Below are 19,080 nucleotides of genomic sequence, written 5' to 3' on the forward strand. Positions count from 1 at the left end.
TTAATAAATTAATATCAATCCCACAGCTTCGGTACATCACTTAGCCCCGTTCATTTTCGGCGCAAGATCGCTTGACTAGTGAGCTATTACGCACTCTTTCAAGGGTGGCTGCTTCTAGGCAAACCTCCTAGTTGTCTAGGCAATCTCACCTCCTTTATCACTTAGTGATGATTTGGGGACCTTAGCTGGTGGTCTGGGCTGTTTCCCTCTTGACAATGAAGCTTATCCCCCACTGTCTCACTGGCAATGTCTTCTTCTGGGTATTCTGAGTTTGTCTCGATTTGGTACCGGTCTCCCAGCCCGCACCGAAACAGTGCTTTACCCCCCAAATTTAATCATTACCGCTGCGCCTCAACACATTTCGGGGAGAACCAGCTAGCTCCTGGTTCGATTGGTATTTCACCCCTAACCACACCTCATCCGCTGATTTTTCAACATCAGTCGGTTCGGACCTCCACTTGGTGTTACCCAAGCTTCATCCTGGACATGGTTAGATCACCAGGGTTCGGGTCTATAAACACTGATTTAACGCCCTATTCAGACTCGGTTTCCCTTTGGCTCCAGCATTCTCGCTTTAACCTACCAGTGCCTATAAGTCGCCGGCTCATTCTTCAACAGGCACGCGGTCATCCGTTAAATCGGACTCCCACTGCTTGTAAGCTTATGGTTTCATGTTCTATTTCACTCCCCTTCCGGGGTTCTTTTCACCTTTCCCTCGCGGTACTTGTTCACTATCGGTCACACAGTAGTATTTAGCCTTACGAGGTGGTCCTCGCTGATTCACATGGAATTCCTCGTGCTCCATGCTACTCGGGATTCAGCTACTATCCTTTGGTTTTCGACTACGGGACTTTCACCCCCTCTGGTACAGTATTTAGCTGTTTCGTCTAACCTCTAGATTCGATATTGCTGTCCCACGACCCCAAAAGATAAATCTCTTGGTTTAGGCTCTTCCCCTTTCGCTCACCACTACTTAGGGAATCTCTAGTTTGATTTCTCTTCCTCCAGCTACTAAGATGTTTCAGTTCGCTGGGTTGGCTCTTTCCTGTCTATATATTCAACAGGTAGTACATAGGGTTGCCCCATTCGGACATTTCCGGATCTTAGTTTGCTTCCAACTCCCCGGAACATTTCGTCGGTAACCACGTCCTTCATCGCCTCTGTGTGCCTAGGTATCCACCATTAGCCCTTATTAGCTTGACCACATTTCTTTTTGTTTGCTTTCACAAAACACTCTCATGTCTGTGTCTGCCTGCTAATTCTCTTTCTCTTATGCAGTTTTCAAGGTTCTGGCTGGAATTCAACCCAGCATTCTAACTTAATTTGTTAGGTGCTGACTTTGATTCAGTTATGATCTAAAATTTAGTTTTTGACCTAAGGCAAATAATACTTTGAAAGATTTATCCCAATCTCGACCGACCTAGGTTAGACCAATTTAGTTTCTGTTGATAACTTTCATTACCTTCGATTTCTAAATGGATTAGGTCTCCCTAAAAGGAGGTGATCCAGCCACACCTTCCGGTACGGCTACCTTGTTACGACTTCACCCCAGTCATCAGTCCTACCTTAGGCATCCCCCTCCTTTCGGTTGGGGTAACGACTTCGGGCGTGACCAACTTCCATGGTGTGACGGGCGGTGTGTACAAGGCCCGGGAACGAATTCACTGCAGTATGCTGACCTGCAATTACTAGCGATTCCTCCTTCACGAAGGCGAGTTGCAGCCTTCGATCTGAACTGAGCTCCGGTTTATGAGATTCGCATCACATCGCTGTGTAGCTGCCCTTTGTCCGGAGCATTGTAGTACGTGTGTAGCCCAAGACGTAAGGGGCATGCTGACTTGACGTCATCCCCACCTTCCTCCGGTTTGTCACCGGCAGTCTCTCTAGAGTGCCCAACTTAATGCTGGCAACTAAAAACGAGGGTTGCGCTCGTTGCGGGACTTAACCCAACATCTCACGACACGAGCTGACGACAGCCATGCACCACCTGTGTTCACGCTCCCGAAGGCACTCCCAACTTTCGCCGGGATTCGTGACATGTCAATCCTTGGTAAGGTTCTTCGCGTTGCATCGAATTAAACCACATACTCCACCGCTTGTGCGGGCCCCCGTCAATTCCTTTGAGTTTCACAGTTGCCTGCGTACTCCCCAGGCGGGATACTTAACGCGTTAGCTACGGCACAGCTCGGGTCGATACGAGCTACGCCTAGTATCCATCGTTTACGGCTAGGACTACTGGGGTATCTAATCCCATTCGCTCCCCTAGCTTTCGTCCCTCAGTGTCAGTCTTGGCCTAGCAGAACGCCTTCGCCACCGGTGTTCTTCCTGATATCTACGCATTTCACCGCTACACCAGGAATTCCTTCTGCCCCGACCACACTCTAGCTTTGTAGTTTCCACCGCCTTGATCACGTTGAGCGTGACTCTTTAACAGCAGACTTACAATGCCACCTGCGGACCCTTTACGCCCAATCATTCCGGATAACGCTTGCATCCTCCGTATTACCGCGGCTGCTGGCACGGAGTTAGCCGATGCTTATTCCTCAGGTACCGTCATTTTTTTCTTCCCTGAGAAAAGAGGTTTACAACCCAAGAGCCTTCCTCCCTCACGCGGTATTGCTCCGTCAGGCTTTCGCCCATTGCGGAAAATTCCCCACTGCTGCCTCCCGTAGGAGTCTGGGCCGTGTCTCAGTCCCAGTGTGGCTGATCATCCTCTCAGACCAGCTACTGATCGTCGCCTAGGTGCGCCTTTACCACACCTACTAGCTAATCAGACGCAAGCTCTTCTTCAGGCAGCAAGCCTTTCACCTCTCGGCACATCCGGTATTAGCCACCGTTTCCAGTGGTTGTCCCGAACCTGAAGGTAGATTCTTACGCGTTACTCACCCGTCCGCCACTATCTCCGAAAAGACCGTTCGACTTGCATGTGTTAAGCATACCGCCAGCGTTCATCCTGAGCCAGGATCAAACTCTCCATTTTGTTTCTTCGAGTTTGTTGGCTCCGACATTAGTTAAAATCTCGGAATCCTCTACAATTATCTAGGAACTAATTCCTAGTAATTTAAATTATCTTACGACGAGGATTGGTTTAATCTATTCTTTCAAAGTATTATTTTTTCTCGGTTCAGTTGCCGGGAGTTGTTTCTCTCTTCGGCACTTAACTAATATATCAATCCTTCCTAGTTCTGTCAAGGGGTTTTGGCAATCTTTTTTTAGGGATGGTTAATTTGTTGGGGGTGAAAAGCTCAAAAAGCTTGAGCAGAAGGGATTTACTCTAGTTATTTTTTTTCTGAGTGGTTAAGCTTTGAAGAATGAAACTGTATTTTTTGTGGTGTGGGTTGGATTATTGCCAATAGTCTTTATGATCTTGGCTATCAAAACTATCTTTACTGTTGTTGATTGGGGTTTGGTCGTCATAGTAGTGTGGCGTGGATTGAGTGAAGGTGTATGTTAGGCTCTGACTTTGGTAGCTGGACTGCTGTGCGGGCGATGTTTCTAGACCACCAACACGCAACTTTAACGAATTTTCGCTAATGGAGACGACAATGGGAGGAAGGGGAATAGAGTTTGATGATTGAGATTGCAGGCTAAAAGGTAATTGTGATCCTATATTAATCAGATTAATAAATTGCAAGGGAAAAAAGGAGTCTAGCGGGGGGAATAAAGATGGCATTTGCAACCCCGGTGAAGGTGTTGGTGTTGTCGGCTGTGGATTAGTGCTATTTTCGGAGGCGCTGATGATGAGTTGCCGGACTTGGCTTTCTGTTAGATTAGGCATAGCACTAAGGATGAGAGCGACAACACCGGCAATGTGAGGAGCTGCCATAGAAGTGCCGTTGTAAAGGGCATATTGATTATTGGGTATTGTAGAGTAAACATCAACACCTGGCGCGGTAACATAGGTAATTTCTTGAGAACCAGAACGGTTGGAAAAGTCAGCCAGGTTATTATTTTTATCTACTGCACCTACGGCAATGCCTGAATTATAGGCGTAGCGAGCGGGATAAGATGGTATTGGGTTGCCATCATTACCTGCTGCCATGACAACAATTACGCCTTTTTTGCCGGCATATTCGATAGCTGACTTGAGAGTATCATTAGAGGAATTGCCTCCTAAACTAAGATTAATGACATTTGCGCCATTATCAACTGCATAATAAATGCCTTTGGCAATATTTGAGTAAGAACCTGAGCCATTTGCATCTAGGACTTTGACTGGCATAATTCTGGAATTATAGGCAATGCCAGTAACACCAATACCGTTATTTTCTGCGGCTATAGTTCCAGAAACATGAGTACCATGACCATTATTGTCTAGAACATTGTTATTGCTAGTATCAAAGTTCCAGCCTTGAACATCGTCAATATAACCGTTAGCATCATCATCTATGCCATTACCAGCTACTTCTTTGCTATTACTCCAAATATTGTTTTTTAAGTCTTCATGGTTATAGTCTACGCCTGTATCTATTACAGCAACGACAACACCTTTGCCTGTATATCCATGTTGCCAAGCTTCCGGAGCTTTGATCAAATCTGCTCCCCAATTATTGCCACCCATGTCAGGAACATCCGCATAGGGACTTTCACCAGCGGCTTTACTGACTGCTAATCCAGCATTTACTAAGCCATAGCCATTGCTTGAGTTATAACTACTATTACTAGCAATAGATGGGTTTGTTTCTAGATTATCTGGGCTAGAGGAACTATGTTTACCCCAATTGATACTATTATCAATTGGATTTTGAAAAGAATTAATTAGTGAAATAGGAGTGTAATTGATTTCTTTTTGAGATGAAAGGTTTTGAGAAATATCAAATGACATAAGTATTTAATCCCTAAAAATAGCAATATTTTCTCTGACAAGATAATTTTGTCAAAATCTGCAAATACAATAATTTGAAATTGAAATTACCAGTTATTCCCTTTTGTTAATTATTACTATGAGTTAGTTGTACAAAAAGATGTTTTAATTACGAATAAATTTTTATTTAATAAATGATGCTAATAAGAAAAATAAATTAATATTTGATGACAATAAAAGATATGATTTCATGACAAAATCATGATTATTTTATATTACGGATAGTGATCTGTTATTGTCTATAAATACCAAAATCCCCAACTTTTTCAAAAAGCTGGGGATCTAAAAAATGATCAGCTAAAACGCACCTAATTTAAATATTTGGGCGGGCAGGGATGCCCACCCCACAATATTTACACTCTTAACAGGTTATACAATGTAAATGCAGAATAGCTTACTTTGAAATAATTTTGGTTCTGACGTTACTTTTATGGAGAATTAAGTAGGTAGATATAAAATATCCTCTTATGAAGGAGGATAACCAGCAGCAATCAAAGCTTCTTTAATTGCAGTTTCTGAAGCTTGAGTTTCTATATTGACAAACTTGGTTTTAGGATCAGCTTCCACAATAGCATTAGCGTCAATAGCTTTAACTGCATTGGTAATATTATTAGCACAAGTAGCACAAGCCATTCCGGGAACAGTGAGTTTAATTGTCATAGGTAAAAAGGAGTGAAAACTCTATTAAAAGTCAAAAAAATACGCGTCTTAAGTAACTGCATTATGCCTGAAAAGAAAGTATATCCTAAATTTTCTAGATTAATTAGTCAAGGTAGAACAATTGTTGATTGTTGGTACCAAAAAACTAATCTCACTGCGCGGATTTTAACCTGTTACCTGTGGTAGTTGACAGCCAAACATTAATATAGTAGTTTTGTACTATATTAATCTGGTTCTCACTGTCATCTACCTATCGGGAATAAAGCAATGAAGCTATCTAAAATGGATTTAAGCAGTTTGTTGGCTATTTCTCACTCTGAGGGATATTTGCAATTATTACTCGACAGAGGCAACGAGTTTGAATTAATGCAAATTGCTGCCCCAGTAGAGGCTTATGAAGGTTTAAAACAACTAAATGAGGTAATTTCTGATACTGTACACGATGAAGAAGAAATTCCCATGCTACAGGTTAATTCATCTGTGGCTTATGCAATTGGTTATGATGCTGATTCACAAATTTTGCAAGTAGAATTCCAAAGTGGTGAACTTTATCAATATTTTGATGTAGCAGCAGAAACTTGGGAAGATTTTCATTCAGCAGATTCTATTGGTGAATTTTTTAATCAAGAAATCAAAGGTAATTATGAATGCGATTGCATAGATAATATGTATGATGAAGATTATTAAATTCAAAAAACTTATCTTACCCAACAAAAATTTTAACAATTTTGGTTTTCTCTCATTAACTCTGAATTAATGTTTGGAAACCCGGCTCATTTTTAATCTCATCAAAATCAATGTCACTTGCAGCATCTTCTCGATAAATGGGATTAAATTCAATGGCTTTTTGCAGATTTTCTAAAGCTAATTCCACCTTTCTTTGTAGTGCATAACAAGCAGCTTTGTTATAATAGGCACTAGGATAATCAAATTTAATTTCTAGTGCTTTATCGAAACTGGTAATTGCTTCATCATCTTCTCCCAACATTACCAATGTGTAACCTCGTTTATCCCAAACTTTAGGAGAATTGGGTTGAAATTCTAAAGCTTTATCAAAAGAAGCAACTGCATCTTCATAACGTTCTAATTCTACCAAAGATAAACCACGATTTACCCAAGCAACTCCATCATCAGGTTTAATTTTAGTGACTTTATCAAAACAGTTAAAAGCCTCTTGATGTTTGCCTAAATTTCCACAAGCTACACCAATATCACACCAAGCTTGATGATATTCAGGATTGATTTTGATAGCTTGATTGTAGGAAGCTATAGCATCTTTATAGCGTTTTAGACGATTAAGGATTATGCCACGTTTTAGCCAATTTTCTGGATTTTCTGGTTGAATTTTAATAAGTTGTTCATAAATAGCTAAAGCATCTTCATGACGTTTTTCTAAAAATAGCATTTCTGCTCGTTTGATATAATCATCAATAGAAACTTGTGGTTGTAATGCTGCTGGTGCTTTTTCTGGCGCTGGAGTTGGTGTAATTTCGGCTAACTCTTTGAGAATTATCTCTTTACGTTGTTGAGCATCAATTTCTAACTTTTGCAAATTTTCCAGAACAGTAGTTTGCTGTTTTTGCACGTCAGTTTGTAAATCTGAGAATTGAGATGTAAATTCTCCTCCAGATTTTTCTAAATTCTCAATAATTTGCTGTTGTCGTTGAATAGCTGTATTTTGTAATTCTCCAACTTGGTGAGAAAATTCAGCTTCTAATTTTTGCAAATTTTCTAGAACAGTAGTTTGCTGTTTTTGCACGTCAGTTTGTAAATCTGAAAATTGAGATGTAAATTCTCCTCCAGATTTTTCTAAATTATCAATAATTTGCTGTTGTCGTTGAATAGCTGTATTTTGTAATTCTCCAACTTGATGAGAAAATTCAGCTTCTAACTTTTGCAAATTTTCCAAAACAGTATTTTGCTGTTTTTGCACGTCAGTCTGTAAATCTGAGAATTGAGATGTAAATTCTCCTCCAGATTTTTGTAAATTATTAATAATTTGCTGTTGTCGTTGAATAGCTGTATTTTGTAATTCTCGAACTTGATGAGAAAATTCAGCTTCTAATTTTTGCAAATTTTCCAGAACAGTAGTTTGCTGTTTGTTCACGTCAGTTTGTAAATCTGAAAATTGAGATGTAAATTCTCCTCCAGATTTTTCTAAATTCTCAATAATTTGCCGTTGTCGTTGAATAGCTGTATTTTGTAACTCTCCAACTTGATGAGAAAATTCGTCTTGTATTTTAGCTAAACCATCAAGCAATTGATATTTTTGAACTTGAGCATCAGTTTTTAATTCAGTAACATCTGACTTAAATATATTATTAAGAGTTTCGATATTTTCTGTAACTATATCTTTTTGATTTTTAACATCTAATTGAAATTGTGATAATTCATGAGTAAATTCTGATTGTAATTTTGCCAAACTTTCTAAAGCATGATATTTTTGTTCTTGAGTCTCTGACTCCAAACTCTGAACTAATCCCTGAGACTGAGATATCAAATCAGCGCGAGATTGTTCAATACTATTAACAGCAATATCTTTTTGGGTTTCTACTTCTGATTTAAGTTGGGTAAATTGAGAGAATAACTCTATCTCTAATTTTTTAACATTGTCAATTGCAATTCTTTGTTGTTGAGCAGATAAACTTAATTGTTCTAGTTGAGTATTTAATCTAAATTCTAAATTACTAATATTCTCTTGAGCAGATTTAACTTCAAGTTCCAAAGCTGTTAAAAACTCTTGTTTTGATTTGGGTAAATCAGATAAAAGAATAGATAAATTTTGTTCCTCCCCTTGAATCTTTTGTTTCAGATTATTAACTTCCTGTGCTAATTCTTGAGTAGTATTTTTAGATTCTTGAATTAGTTGTTTTGCTTCTGATTGAACTGTAGTTAATTGAGTTTGTAAATTTTTAATACCTTGGATTTGCTGCATTGCTCGTTCTCCAATTTCTCGAATTACGGCTCGACGAAAAAACCATAATATAGCAATTAAAGCCACAGGAAATAAACTTAAAATAGTCAACCAAATATTAAGTAAAGTGTTGGTGCGAGTAAAAGCTCGTTCAAAATTCGATTGAACTTGTTTTTGAGCTTTAGTTTCCTCTCGTAGTCGCGCTAATTCTTCTCGTTCCTGATTTGATAGTATCTGAGCCGTAGCAGATGGTACAAGATAGCTACTGATAAAAGCCGTTGATAGCAGTAAGGGTGACAAGAAAATGGCGCTTTTTAAAGCTAGATCTGAGAATATGGGGTTTTTGTTTTTCATGACTATTTTCCCTATCCGGTGGTTAGTTTTTGCAGGAGCGTGACTGGATGTTAGGGTAGCTGTTTGATATTAGCAGATTATTTAGAGAGATATCCCCCATTTTAGAATGGAAGTATGGAAAATTAAAAGCTATTAAAGTTTTGTATTTTTCAATTTATGTGCAAAAATATATCAGATTTGATATAATAAAAATATGGAGCAAGCTGATAAACCTCTAGTTTGGCTACATGGGGAAGTTAAAACTCCGCCATTTACTGAAGCAGCACGAATAGAGGTTGGTGTATTACTGAGGCGTTTACAGCAAGGTGAAAATCTCGAAATGCCTCATTCTCGACAAATGCCAAGTATGGGAACACACTGTCACGAGTTAAGGGTGAGAGATGCAGATAAGAATTGGAGAATCATTTACAGAATTGATGATGATGCGATATTAATTGTGGAAGTATTCAACAAAAGTTCCAGAGAAACACCAGATAGTGTGATTGATATCTGTAAAAAACGGTTAGGTAAATATGACAGAGATTGAAAGGATTATATTTTATGGATAAATCAAAGAGAGAACGTCTAGAAGCTAAAGGTTGGAAAGTTGGAACAGTCGCAGAATTTCTGGAACTAACCCCAGAGGAAGCAGCGTTAGTAGAAATTAAATTAGCTCTCAGTCGCAGTTTGAAAGAACGAAGACAAAATTTAATGACTCAGGCTGATTTAGCAGCGAAACTTCATTCTAGTCAACCCAGAATTGCTAATGCTGAAAATGGAGATGCTTCTGTTTCAATTGAGTTATTGATCCGGGCGATGTTAGCTACTGGTGCAACTCCCCAAGATATCGGTAAAGTCATTGCTAGTATTAGGGAGTGAGATTATTAGAACTTACTTACAAGTAATGGAAAAACTAACCACGAAGACACGAAGTACACGAAGAAATAAGAGTTTCAGAGAGTTTTTGTATAAGTGCTAAAAATCAAGAAATAAAAGAATGAGCCGAACAAAGTCGCTCATTAAATAGAAGAATATAGAAATTTAGTATTTCCTGATTTCCTTAATGCTACGCTTCGCAATTTGTTACTAACTAATTTTAATGGTTAAATCTTGCTATTGTCAATACAGTTTTTGTCTAACTTATACTCATTCCCCCACTATCCTACCCAACCTTGTCAAGAACCTTTCCCCAATGCTACCGTCTATAATTTGACGTAGTAGTTGTACAGAGTGCAGAAACCATGAACCGTAGACCAAAAAAAGGCTTGCAAACAGTTATCAGCTTCAGCTTATTTACCACCTTCCTCACCCCCTACGCGGTTAGTTATACCCCCCCACGCACCCCAGATAAAACTGTCAACTGTGAGATTCTGATTGTGGGTGGTGGACTGTCTGGAGTAGCTACAGCTTATGAAGGTTTACTTGCAGGACGCACAGTTTGTTTAACAGAAATAACCGACTGGTTGGGGGGACAAATCTCTTCTCAAGGGACATCTGCATTAGATGAAAGACCAACTCAACGAGATAAACAATTCTATTCTCGCGGATATTTGGAATTGCGCGATCGCATTGAACGGAAATATGGCAAACTGAATCCTGGTGATTGTTGGGTAAGTGATTCCTGCTTTCTTCCCCATGATGCTCACGATATCATGGCACAAATGCTCAAGGATGCCGAAAAAAAGGGAAAAGGAAAGTTACAATGGTTTCCGAATACAGTAATTAAAGATTTAGAAATTAGTAAAGATGGCAAAATTATTAATAACGCCATAGCTATTCAACATCAACCAGCAGAAAATCAACCACCTCTAAATACTAATCCTTTATCTCAAACAATTGAAGATGCGTATAGTTATAAAAATTCATCTCTTTTAAATAAAACTATTATTCGTTTTCTGCCGAAACCTGAACAAAACAATTTAGGAAAATGGTATGTTGTAGATGCAAGTGAAACTGGAGAAATTATAGCTTTAGCCGATGTTCCTTATCGTTTGGGAATTGATGCCCGTTCTTATCTAGAACCTTCATCTTCTAGCACTACAAATGATCCTTACTGTACCCAGGGTTTCACTTATACCTTTGCAATGGAGGCAACAAACGAACCGCAAAAACAAATAATGCCACCATTTTATTTACAATATTCACCATATTTCAGTTATGAATTAAAGCGATTAGCAAATTTTGATTTAGTATTTACATATCGGCGGATTTGGAGTCCCCAAAAAGGACAACCAACTAATTTCAATGGTGTTAAGTTTACCGCACCTACACCAGGGGATATTTCCATGCAAAACTGGACTTGGGGCAATGATTACCGTCCAGGAACAGCCGCAGATAATTTAGTTTATACTCGGCAACAATTGCAAGCAAAGGGACAGTTAAAACCAGGAGGTTGGCAAGGAGGACTACGCACAGAAACTCTCCGTAAAGCTGAGGAAAAGGCATTTTCTTTTTTTTATTGGTTATATGGAGGAACTACAGATTCTCAGTTAGGTAATGGTGTTAAAAAACCGCAAACAAATATCCGTTTCTTAACAGGTTTAGATTCGCCAATGGGGACAGTTCATGGTTTATCTAAATACCCTTATATGCGGGAAGGAAGAAGGATAATTGGCCGTCCTAGTTGGGGACAACCAGAGGGTTTTGGCATTTGGGAAGTTGATATTTCTCGACGTAATTATAATGATGAATATTATCGTCAAACTCTACCAGCAAATATGTATCGCAATTTAAAAGCAACAGTAGCTGGTTTTGAAGCGACTTCTGTAATTAGGGGGGAAATTCCTCCAGAAAAAGCTATCCGCAGAAGTCGTTCGACAATTTACCCTGACGCTGTGGGTATTGGTCATTATGCTATAGATTTTCATCCTTGCATGGCAAAAAGCCCGGTGGAAGCACCTGGTAATAAGGAACGCGCGGGAGAAAGACGGGGTGCCGGTCAATCTTATCCTTTCCAAATTGCGCTCAGAGCCATGATTCCTCAAAAAATAGATAATTTATTGGTAGGGGGAAAAAGTATTGCTACGAGCCATATAGCTGCGGCTGCTTATCGAGTTCATTCTTTTGAATGGTCTTCTGGTGCGGCTGCGGGAACTGTGGCTAGTTTTGCACTCAAACAGGGAATTGACCCCTATCAATTAATTGATGATTTACCTCAACAAGAACCGCAATTACAAAATTTAAGAAAGCTGTTAGAACAAAATGGTAATCCTACGGCTTTTCCTAATACTTCTATTTTTAATGAAAGTTGGGACGATTGGCGGTAGGTTTGATATGTTTGGGGGCGACTAGAAGTCGCGGCTACACAGACAAAACCCACCTGCGTGGGTTTAAAATCCTTGATTGTTAAATTTGATACTGTAATTGAGAGGGCGGGGAAACCCTACAAGAGGGCGGGGAAACCCCGCCCCTACAGGCTTTGCGATTTACTGGCTGTATCTCACAAAGAGTGCATACCGCTATATTCTTTTTAATTTAGATCAGATTTTTCAACTTTTAACTGGAAAGTAAAGAAGTTAAACTGTAGCTTATTATATTAGTCGAGTCTATGGCTATCTAATTTTTGATATGTATATAAAATAAAATTGTCAACCAATTATTATCTTGGTATGTCACAACAAAAAAAAGAACCAAATGGATGTGGATGTGCAAATATTCCATTTTCTCTAGTTATAGTTATTTTCGGAGGTGGTTATTGGTGGTTTAGTCAGCCAGGAAATTTAGATATTAGCAAATTTCTACCTCAGATACAAAAATTGAATATTCCTATTTTTAATCCTCCTCCGATTGCTTCTACAATTCCTAATTCTTCTTCATCAACAATTGTTAATATCCCTTCTCATTCTCAGCCAATTGTTTCTAAAATTCCTACTTCTGCTATTTCTAAAAATCAGCAAGTTATCAGCAAAACAATTATCCCCAAAACTCCTTGGCAGAAAAAAGTAATTAGAGGCATTTATTTAAGTCGTTATCAAGTTACTAATAATGCCGATGAAAAAACAATTCGTGAGAGAGTTCGTTACTATCACTCTCAAGGTTTTAATACTATTATTCATGGTGTTTGGGGTAATGCTTGTACTATGTATAACAGTAAGGTTATGCAGCAAACTTTAGGCTATAAAAGTTGTCCAAATCTATTTCAAGATCAATGGCTAGATTGGCTGATTGATGAGGCACATAAACAGGGTATGCAGGTTCATGCTTATTTTGAGAAAGGGATTAAAATAGATAAAAATAGCCCAATTTTTAATTTAGCGATCGCTAAAAAATGGATTGTTCCTGGTGTAGACAAAACTTATTCTGGCATTGATCATTATGTTCTTGATGTAGAAATTCCTGAAGTTGCTAATTTCTTTAAAAATATCTTGGTAGAATTCGTCCAAAGGTATCCCAAAATTGATGCTGTGCAATGGGATGATTATCTTGGTTATCATGCTGAATTACCAGGAAAGGTAGATCGCACTGCTAAGTTAACGACTTTTGTGCAACAAATGATTAAGGGGATGAAACAAGCTAATCCGACCGTTAGTTTTGATATTTGTCATCATAACCCCTATTGGGCTAAACGATATTTCGCGGCTGATTGGCAAAAATGGAATGTAGATAGAGTGTTTATTCAAGTTTATAATGATGCTAATTTTAAAGAAGAACTAAATTATGTGAAAAATTCAGCGGGAATTGCTATTAGTGAGCAACAATTCCATCGTTTAAAAGAATTAGTAAATAACCCTGCTGTTAAAAGTGTTTTAGTTTTTCCCTCATCTGGAAAACCAGAGGAAACAGCTTCTAGCTTAAACAGTTTTATGATGAAATCAGGTGGCTTTCAGTAAGTACAAATTAATCTGGTAGAAATTCAGAACTGAGGGTTTGTTCGCAAGTATAAGGACATATCTCAGGAAATACCTGTTGACCTAATTGAGTTTCTCGCATTGCTAATGCTAAACCTAATTCATAAGCTGTGAGAAAAACTTCCTCTAAATACGGTTTTAAACTGGGACTATCTTGTAAAAGTAGTTTGATTTGAATCCGTTGTTCTCGAATTGTACTCAACCAACTACTACTTCGTTTTTCTGCTTGAAATTGCCACTTTAATAAATGTCCTAGCAACACGGCTAATCTGTTTCTAAATTCTTGTCTTTCTTTTCTTCCCAAAGTTTCTAGTTCTTCAATAATGTTAATAGTATCTAATGTATCCCATTGTTGAGTTTTAAGTAAATTAACCTGTTCTTGAGTCCAAGAGTGGAAGTCATTTGTATAAAGTGGAAATGTGTTCATTTTGTGCATCTGTTATTAAGTTTATATATTCTTCGTTCAATTGTATTCTGGATCTTATAAATAAAGTCCTGAAAAGATAAAGTATTAATTACATTTCATGTGTTTACAAATTATAGCCTGGTAGTTTAGTTATGTTGAACTTCAGTCTGACTACTAACCCAGCCAGCAATAGATTAAACTAGTTATTTGTAGCGTCAGTTTGTACAACGTCGTTTTTGACTTATTTTCCTATGGTAACAAGAATTGCAGATATGTACAGTATGGCTTCAGCACCAACTGTGACACCTGACCGAGTTAATCAAGTGACTCGGAAAACCTATCCTAATTATAAGGTGATTGTATTGAATGATGATTTCAATACTTTTCAGCACGTGTCTGAGTGTTTAATGAAGTATATTCCAGGGATGTCGGGCGATCGCGCTTGGGATCTCACAAATCAGGTCCACTATGAAGGACAAGCTATTGTCTGGACTGGACCCCAAGAACAAGCGGAATTATATCATCAACAACTGCGTCGGGCTGGGTTGACAATGGCTCCTCTGGAAGCTGCTTAACCATTATGTCTAAACCCACTGATGGTAGGCTAGTTTGGAATCATTCTACCCATATTCCTGGTCTTATTCCCATTTTAGAACGTTTGTGCAGACAGGATGGGATTGGGACTGTCACACCTGCGGTCATTGGTAGAGCCAGAGGTCATGCACCAAAAATGCAGTTGCGTGTGTCCGTACCCATTCGCGGTGGTTATAAAATCATTGCTCGTCAAGGTAAGACGGTGCAAGAAGTGTTTATCCTCACAACTTTACTACAGGATGAACTTGAAGGTGCGATCGCTATTGCTATGAGAATTGCTTAAACTATGAATTCAGAAATAGCAAGGTTGGAACTAAATTCAGTTCTAACCTTGACTTTTGATTATTCCTCAATTTTGTGAACTGCAAATTTATGTAACGGTAAACTGAGAATACAAGAAAATGTTAAGAAATATGACAAAGCTATAGTAATTCTCAAGCTGATAATAATAACTTCCCAGTCCAATAAAAATACTTTCTCAATCCCAAAGGCGATGCAATAAACTAACCAGTAAGCAAAGCTCATTCTCAAGAGACTTTCTTCTGTTTGCTGAAAATCATTTATTGATTGATTGCAATCCTTTAGTAACCATAGACCAAGAATACAAGCAATTGAAGAAATAGTAACTACAAACTCATGGCAACACAAATTTACCGTAGGCATTTGTCCAAAGTCTCCATTTTCAATGTTGGATATTTCTATGGAAACCTAGTCTAAAGGAATATGCCAGAGAGTTGTCCAAAATAGTTACAAACCGAAATCCCTCAACAACTTTCTTCACATATACCAATACTTACCCAACTAGTAGAACCATTTTGCCAATGTTCTTTTTTCCAAATCGGCGCATTGTGTTTTAATGTATTAATAGCATACTCACAAGCTGCAAAAGCTTCACCACGATGGGGACAACCTACAGCCACAACTACACTAATTTCTCCAACAGATAATCTGCCAACGCGGTGATATATCACTACCCGACTCACAATCGGCCATTGATCACGAATATCATTAGCAATTTGATAAAATACCTGTAACGCCATCGGTTCATAAGCTTGATATTCCAATGCTACTACAGGCTTACCATCGGTTTGATTACGAACCATGCCACTCATCACTACTACAGCACCATTAGCAGGATTATCTGCCTTTGTGTATACCTCTTCTACAGACAATGGTGCTAATGTTACCCCAAAGCTATCTTCAATTCTTGGTTTAGTTATGATCATTTCCCCTATCCTTAAATATAAAATTTAACAAAAAATAGACAAACACACCTAATAAATGTAGAGACGTTCCATGTAACCTCTCTACAACTACTGTAAAATCATGTAAACTTATGTTTCCATCTATTCACCAAAAACTACAATCATCCCATGCAAGTGCAACTCAGTGGATCTAAAAATCCCCTAGCTTATCTACTATTAATTGCTCCTTTTTTCCTTTGGGGTACAGCAATGGTAGCCATGAAAGGAGTAATTCCCCACACCACACCCCTATTTATGGCCGGAGTCAGGTTAATACCTGCGGGGGTGTTAATTCTCATGGTGGCTGCATTTATGGGGAAGCCCCAACCTAAAAGTTGGTTAGCATGGTTGTGGATTATTATATTTGCTTTAGTTGATGGCACTTTATTTCAAGGCTTTTTAGCAGAAGGTTTAGTCAGAACCAATGCTGGCTTAGGTTCGGTGATGATAGACTCCCAACCGCTTGCAGTGGCTTTACTTTCCCTCTGGCTATTTCAAGAACATATTGGTGTATGGGGATGGTTAGGGTTAGGTTTGGGAATCGCAGGAATTAGTCTGATTGGTTTACCCCAAGAGTGGATTTTTCATGTTCTGAACTCAGGAATCACAATCTCCATGGATAATTGGCAACAGTTATTTAATAATGGTGAGTGGTTAATGTTACTAGCTGCTTTATCAATGGCTGTGGGAACAGTGATGATTCGATTTGTCTGCCGATATGTAGATCCAGTAACAGCTACAGGATGGCACATGATTATCGGAGGCTTGCCTTTGTGGGGAATTTCTTCAGGATTAGAATCCCAACAGTGGCAAAATCTTATCCCATTGGATTGGATAGCGTTAAGTTATGCTACTGTTTTTGGCAGTGCGATCGCTTATGGTTTATTTTTCTATTTTGCTTCTAGTGGAAATCTCACCAGTTTAAGTTCTCTGACTTTTCTTACACCCATTTTCGCTTTAATATTCGGTTATATTTTTCTTTCAGAAATCCTCACAACTATCCAATGGTTAGGAGTTTTTCTCACCTTAATCAGTATTTATTTAATTAACCAGCGAGAAAATATCGGGGGAACAAATCAGACAATAACTATCCCGGAAACAACTACTACAGAACAATCATTAACTTTAGAAGTATCCGCCAAAAAAGGCGAATAGAATTCGCGTCTACACAAACAAAGTCCACCTGCGTGGACTAAAAAATCTCTTATTCCCCTCCTCGCTTGCGGGGAGGGGCTAGGGGTGGGGTGTTATTTTCAATGTCAAATTACTTACATTTTTTGCTGATGTCACTTCCTATCTTACCTCCAGCCCTCAAACCAGGTGATTTACTGCGCGTCATTGCCCCCAGTGGTGCATTACGAGAATTTGAGGCCTTTAATCAGGGTGTGGAAATTTGGAAAGCGCATGGCTACCGCATTGGAATCAGTGATAACATAGATAGCAGACATGGTTATCTAGCTGGTACGGATGCCCAACGTCGTCAGCAATTAGCCACAGCATGGCAAGATCCTGAATGCAAGGGTATTCTCTGCGCGAGAGGGGGTTTTGGTAGCGCTCGCATTTTAGAAAATTGGACTTGGCAAGAAAATGAAATTACACCTAAATGGTTAATCGGCTTTTCTGACATCACAGCCTTGCTTTGGAGTCTTCATGATGCCGGGATTGTCGGTGTACATGGTCCCGTGATGACTACCCTAGCCAATGAGCCAGAATGGTCAATACAGAGGCTATTTGACATAGTAGAAGGTCGTCCCCTTGCACCTTTAAAAGGTTGTGGTTGGGGTGGTGGTGAGGTGACAGGGTTGTTGCTTCCGGGTAATCTCACAGTAGCAACTCATCTTTTAGGAACACCGATTTTGCCTAATCTTGATGGTGTCATCTTAGCCTGGGAGGATGTGACAGAAACACCTTATCGCATTGATAGGATGTTAACTCAATGGCTTGCTAGTGGGGTTTTATCCAAAATTCGTGGTATTGCCTTGGGAGGGTTTACACAGTGTGAAGCCCCACCAAATATCCCTAGTTTTACTGTAGAAGAAGTATTAAGAGAACGCCTTGGTAATTTAGGAATTCCCATAGTTTCGGATTTACCATTTGGTCATGATAGCCCTAATGCTGCTTTACCTGCGGGAGTTATGGCAACATTGGACGCTAAGGAAGGAATCCTGCATTTTTGAACGTCAGTCTTTAGAGTTAAGCTGTCTGAGAGTCTTCTGTCAGTCAAGATAGCACTTGCCTGCTCAGTAAACTAACGATCGCCACCACCAATTTATCGGGTTCAATGGGCTTGACAATGTGTTTCTGAAAGCCTGCGGCGATCGCTTGTTGCCGATCAATTTCGCCAGCGTAGGCAGTCAGAGCGATCGCCGGAACCTGCCCTCCCTGATCTGGGGACAGAGACCGCACCTGTCTGAGCAGCGTATAGCCATCTACTTCTGGCATTCCAATATCACTCACTACCACATCGGGCTGAAATGACTCCAGGACATTGAGAAATTCAGCGGCAGAGGCGACGGTTGTTGCTTCGGCTCCAGCCACACTCTCTAATCTCAAAATAACGTAGTATACTGGGGTTAATCGTATTTAACCGAAAGATGAAATACCTAACCCCAGAACAAGTTTATAAACAGTTCGGCTATCACCCTAAGACGACGGCAGAATGGGCTGACTTAGGGAAAATAGAATGTATCCGTTCCCCTGGTGGACATCGAAGATATCCAGAATCAGCGTTTATAAAAACAGTCTCAACGGATAAAGAGCGGGTTCTTTACGCCCGTGTCAGCACAAAAACCCAGTTGTTAGACCTTGACACACAAATAGAATTTTTAGGTAAAACCTACCCAGGATGTCGAGTCGTCAAGGATGTGGCTAGTGGCATGAATTGGAAGCGGAAAAACTTTCTTAAATTAATGACTCAAGTTGCCCAGAATCAAATCTCTGAAATTGTCGTAGGGCATAAAGACAGATTATGCAGATTTGGATTTGAGTTCGTTGAGTGGTTTTGCAACCTTCACAGCTGCAAAATTGTTGTGGTAAACAATGCCAAGTTATCACCACACGAAGAGTTAATGCAGGACTTTATGGCTATCATGCACTGCTTTTCCTCCAAACTTTACTTCCTTCGGGCTTACAAGAAAAAAATAGCCGAAGAGCAAAATATTCATGAAACAAATAGTAGTCAATACGAGTCAATGGGTGTATAGTAGTAAAAGACGTAG

General features: G+C 39.3%; 17 protein-coding genes and 2 rRNA genes (1 of these 19 cut by a window edge). 10 read left to right on the forward strand and 9 right to left on the reverse strand.

Annotated features, from left to right (window positions below; genetic code table 11):
- The 4 genes from EZY12_20600 to EZY12_20615 form a co-directional block, all read right to left on the reverse strand.
- Window positions 1–1,203: ribosomal RNA gene (locus EZY12_20600) — 23S ribosomal RNA — on the reverse strand (it extends 1,629 nt beyond the left edge of the window).
- Between the two features lie 290 nt (window positions 1,204–1,493).
- Window positions 1,494–2,980: ribosomal RNA gene (locus EZY12_20605) — 16S ribosomal RNA — on the reverse strand.
- The 16S and 23S rRNA genes sit together here, the layout of an rRNA operon.
- Before the next feature lie 363 nt (window positions 2,981–3,343).
- Window positions 3,344–4,825 (reverse strand): S8 family serine peptidase, encoded by a 1,482-nt coding sequence (locus EZY12_20610; GenBank protein QSX67118.1) that lies wholly within the window; start codon window positions 4,823–4,825, stop codon window positions 3,344–3,346.
- 504 nt (window positions 4,826–5,329) lie between these two features.
- Entirely contained in the window at window positions 5,330–5,524 is a 195-nt protein-coding gene (locus EZY12_20615; protein ID QSX67119.1) for a heavy-metal-associated domain-containing protein, read from the reverse strand.
- 267 nt (window positions 5,525–5,791) lie between these two features.
- On the opposite strand from EZY12_20615, the gene EZY12_20620 reads away from it, so the two are divergent.
- Window positions 5,792–6,211, forward strand: a complete 420-nt coding sequence (locus EZY12_20620) for a KTSC domain-containing protein (GenBank protein ID QSX67120.1) — start codon at window positions 5,792–5,794, stop codon at window positions 6,209–6,211.
- 55 nt (window positions 6,212–6,266) lie between these two features.
- Here the strand turns inward: EZY12_20620 and EZY12_20625 are convergent, their stop codons facing one another.
- Window positions 6,267–8,792, reverse strand: a complete 2,526-nt coding sequence (locus EZY12_20625) for a tetratricopeptide repeat protein (GenBank protein QSX67121.1) — start codon at window positions 8,790–8,792, stop codon at window positions 6,267–6,269.
- Window positions 8,793–8,985: 193 nt separating this feature from the next.
- Between EZY12_20625 and EZY12_20630 the strand changes: the two genes are divergently transcribed.
- The 4 genes from EZY12_20630 to EZY12_20645 all read left to right on the forward strand — a co-directional run bounded on the left by EZY12_20630 (window position 8,986) and on the right by EZY12_20645 (window position 13,600).
- Window positions 8,986–9,318, forward strand: coding sequence for a type II toxin-antitoxin system RelE/ParE family toxin (locus EZY12_20630; GenBank protein QSX67122.1), 333 nt, complete (start codon window positions 8,986–8,988; stop codon window positions 9,316–9,318).
- A gap of 14 nt (window positions 9,319–9,332) precedes the next feature.
- Complete coding sequence (locus EZY12_20635; GenBank protein QSX67123.1) at window positions 9,333–9,650, forward strand: helix-turn-helix transcriptional regulator; 318 nt, start codon at window positions 9,333–9,335, stop codon at window positions 9,648–9,650.
- Window positions 9,651–10,012: 362 nt separating this feature from the next.
- Window positions 10,013–12,037 (forward strand): FAD-dependent oxidoreductase, encoded by a 2,025-nt coding sequence (locus tag EZY12_20640; GenBank protein ID QSX67124.1) that lies wholly within the window; start codon window positions 10,013–10,015, stop codon window positions 12,035–12,037.
- 342 nt (window positions 12,038–12,379) lie between these two features.
- Complete coding sequence (locus EZY12_20645; GenBank protein ID QSX67125.1) at window positions 12,380–13,600, forward strand: family 10 glycosylhydrolase; 1,221 nt, start codon at window positions 12,380–12,382, stop codon at window positions 13,598–13,600.
- Between the two features lie 7 nt (window positions 13,601–13,607).
- Here EZY12_20645 and EZY12_20650 read toward each other — a convergent pair whose 3' ends face one another.
- Window positions 13,608–14,045, reverse strand: coding sequence for a DUF29 domain-containing protein (locus tag EZY12_20650; GenBank protein QSX67126.1), 438 nt, complete (start codon window positions 14,043–14,045; stop codon window positions 13,608–13,610).
- A gap of 230 nt (window positions 14,046–14,275) precedes the next feature.
- Here EZY12_20650 and clpS point away from each other — a divergent pair, with 230 nt between their 5' ends.
- Both clpS and EZY12_20660 read left to right on the forward strand, forming a co-directional pair.
- Window positions 14,276–14,599: an ATP-dependent Clp protease adapter ClpS gene (gene clpS, locus EZY12_20655; GenBank protein QSX67127.1), complete on the forward strand. Its 324-nt coding sequence runs from the start codon at window positions 14,276–14,278 to the stop codon at window positions 14,597–14,599.
- Window positions 14,600–14,604: 5 nt separating this feature from the next.
- Window positions 14,605–14,901, forward strand: coding sequence for a metal-binding protein (locus EZY12_20660; protein ID QSX67128.1), 297 nt, complete (start codon window positions 14,605–14,607; stop codon window positions 14,899–14,901).
- 59 nt (window positions 14,902–14,960) lie between these two features.
- On the opposite strand, the gene EZY12_20665 is transcribed toward EZY12_20660, so the two are convergent.
- Window positions 14,961–15,281 (reverse strand): hypothetical protein, encoded by a 321-nt coding sequence (locus EZY12_20665; GenBank protein QSX67129.1) that lies wholly within the window; start codon window positions 15,279–15,281, stop codon window positions 14,961–14,963.
- 101 nt (window positions 15,282–15,382) lie between these two features.
- Window positions 15,383–15,844, reverse strand: coding sequence for a molybdenum cofactor biosynthesis protein MoaE (locus tag EZY12_20670; GenBank protein ID QSX67130.1), 462 nt, complete (start codon window positions 15,842–15,844; stop codon window positions 15,383–15,385).
- A 147-nt stretch (window positions 15,845–15,991) separates the two neighbouring features.
- Here EZY12_20670 and EZY12_20675 point away from each other — a divergent pair, with 147 nt between their 5' ends.
- Complete coding sequence (locus EZY12_20675) at window positions 15,992–17,017, forward strand: DMT family transporter (protein QSX67131.1); 1,026 nt, start codon at window positions 15,992–15,994, stop codon at window positions 17,015–17,017.
- A 128-nt stretch (window positions 17,018–17,145) separates the two neighbouring features.
- A complete protein-coding gene (locus tag EZY12_20680; GenBank protein ID QSX67132.1) occupies window positions 17,146–18,039 on the forward strand; it encodes an LD-carboxypeptidase in 894 nt (297 codons plus the stop codon).
- Between the two features lie 43 nt (window positions 18,040–18,082).
- Here the strand turns inward: EZY12_20680 and EZY12_20685 are convergent, their stop codons facing one another.
- Window positions 18,083–18,445: a response regulator gene (locus EZY12_20685; GenBank protein ID QSX70755.1), complete on the reverse strand. Its 363-nt coding sequence runs from the start codon at window positions 18,443–18,445 to the stop codon at window positions 18,083–18,085.
- 11 nt (window positions 18,446–18,456) lie between these two features.
- Here EZY12_20685 and EZY12_20690 point away from each other — a divergent pair, with 11 nt between their 5' ends.
- Entirely contained in the window at window positions 18,457–19,065 is a 609-nt protein-coding gene (locus EZY12_20690) for an IS607 family transposase (GenBank protein QSX67133.1), read from the forward strand.
- The last annotated feature ends 15 nt before the right edge of the window (window positions 19,066–19,080 follow it).

It is taken from the genome of Dolichospermum sp. DET69 (genome assembly GCA_017355425.1).
Classification (GTDB): Bacteria; Cyanobacteriota; Cyanobacteriia; order Cyanobacteriales; family Nostocaceae; genus Dolichospermum.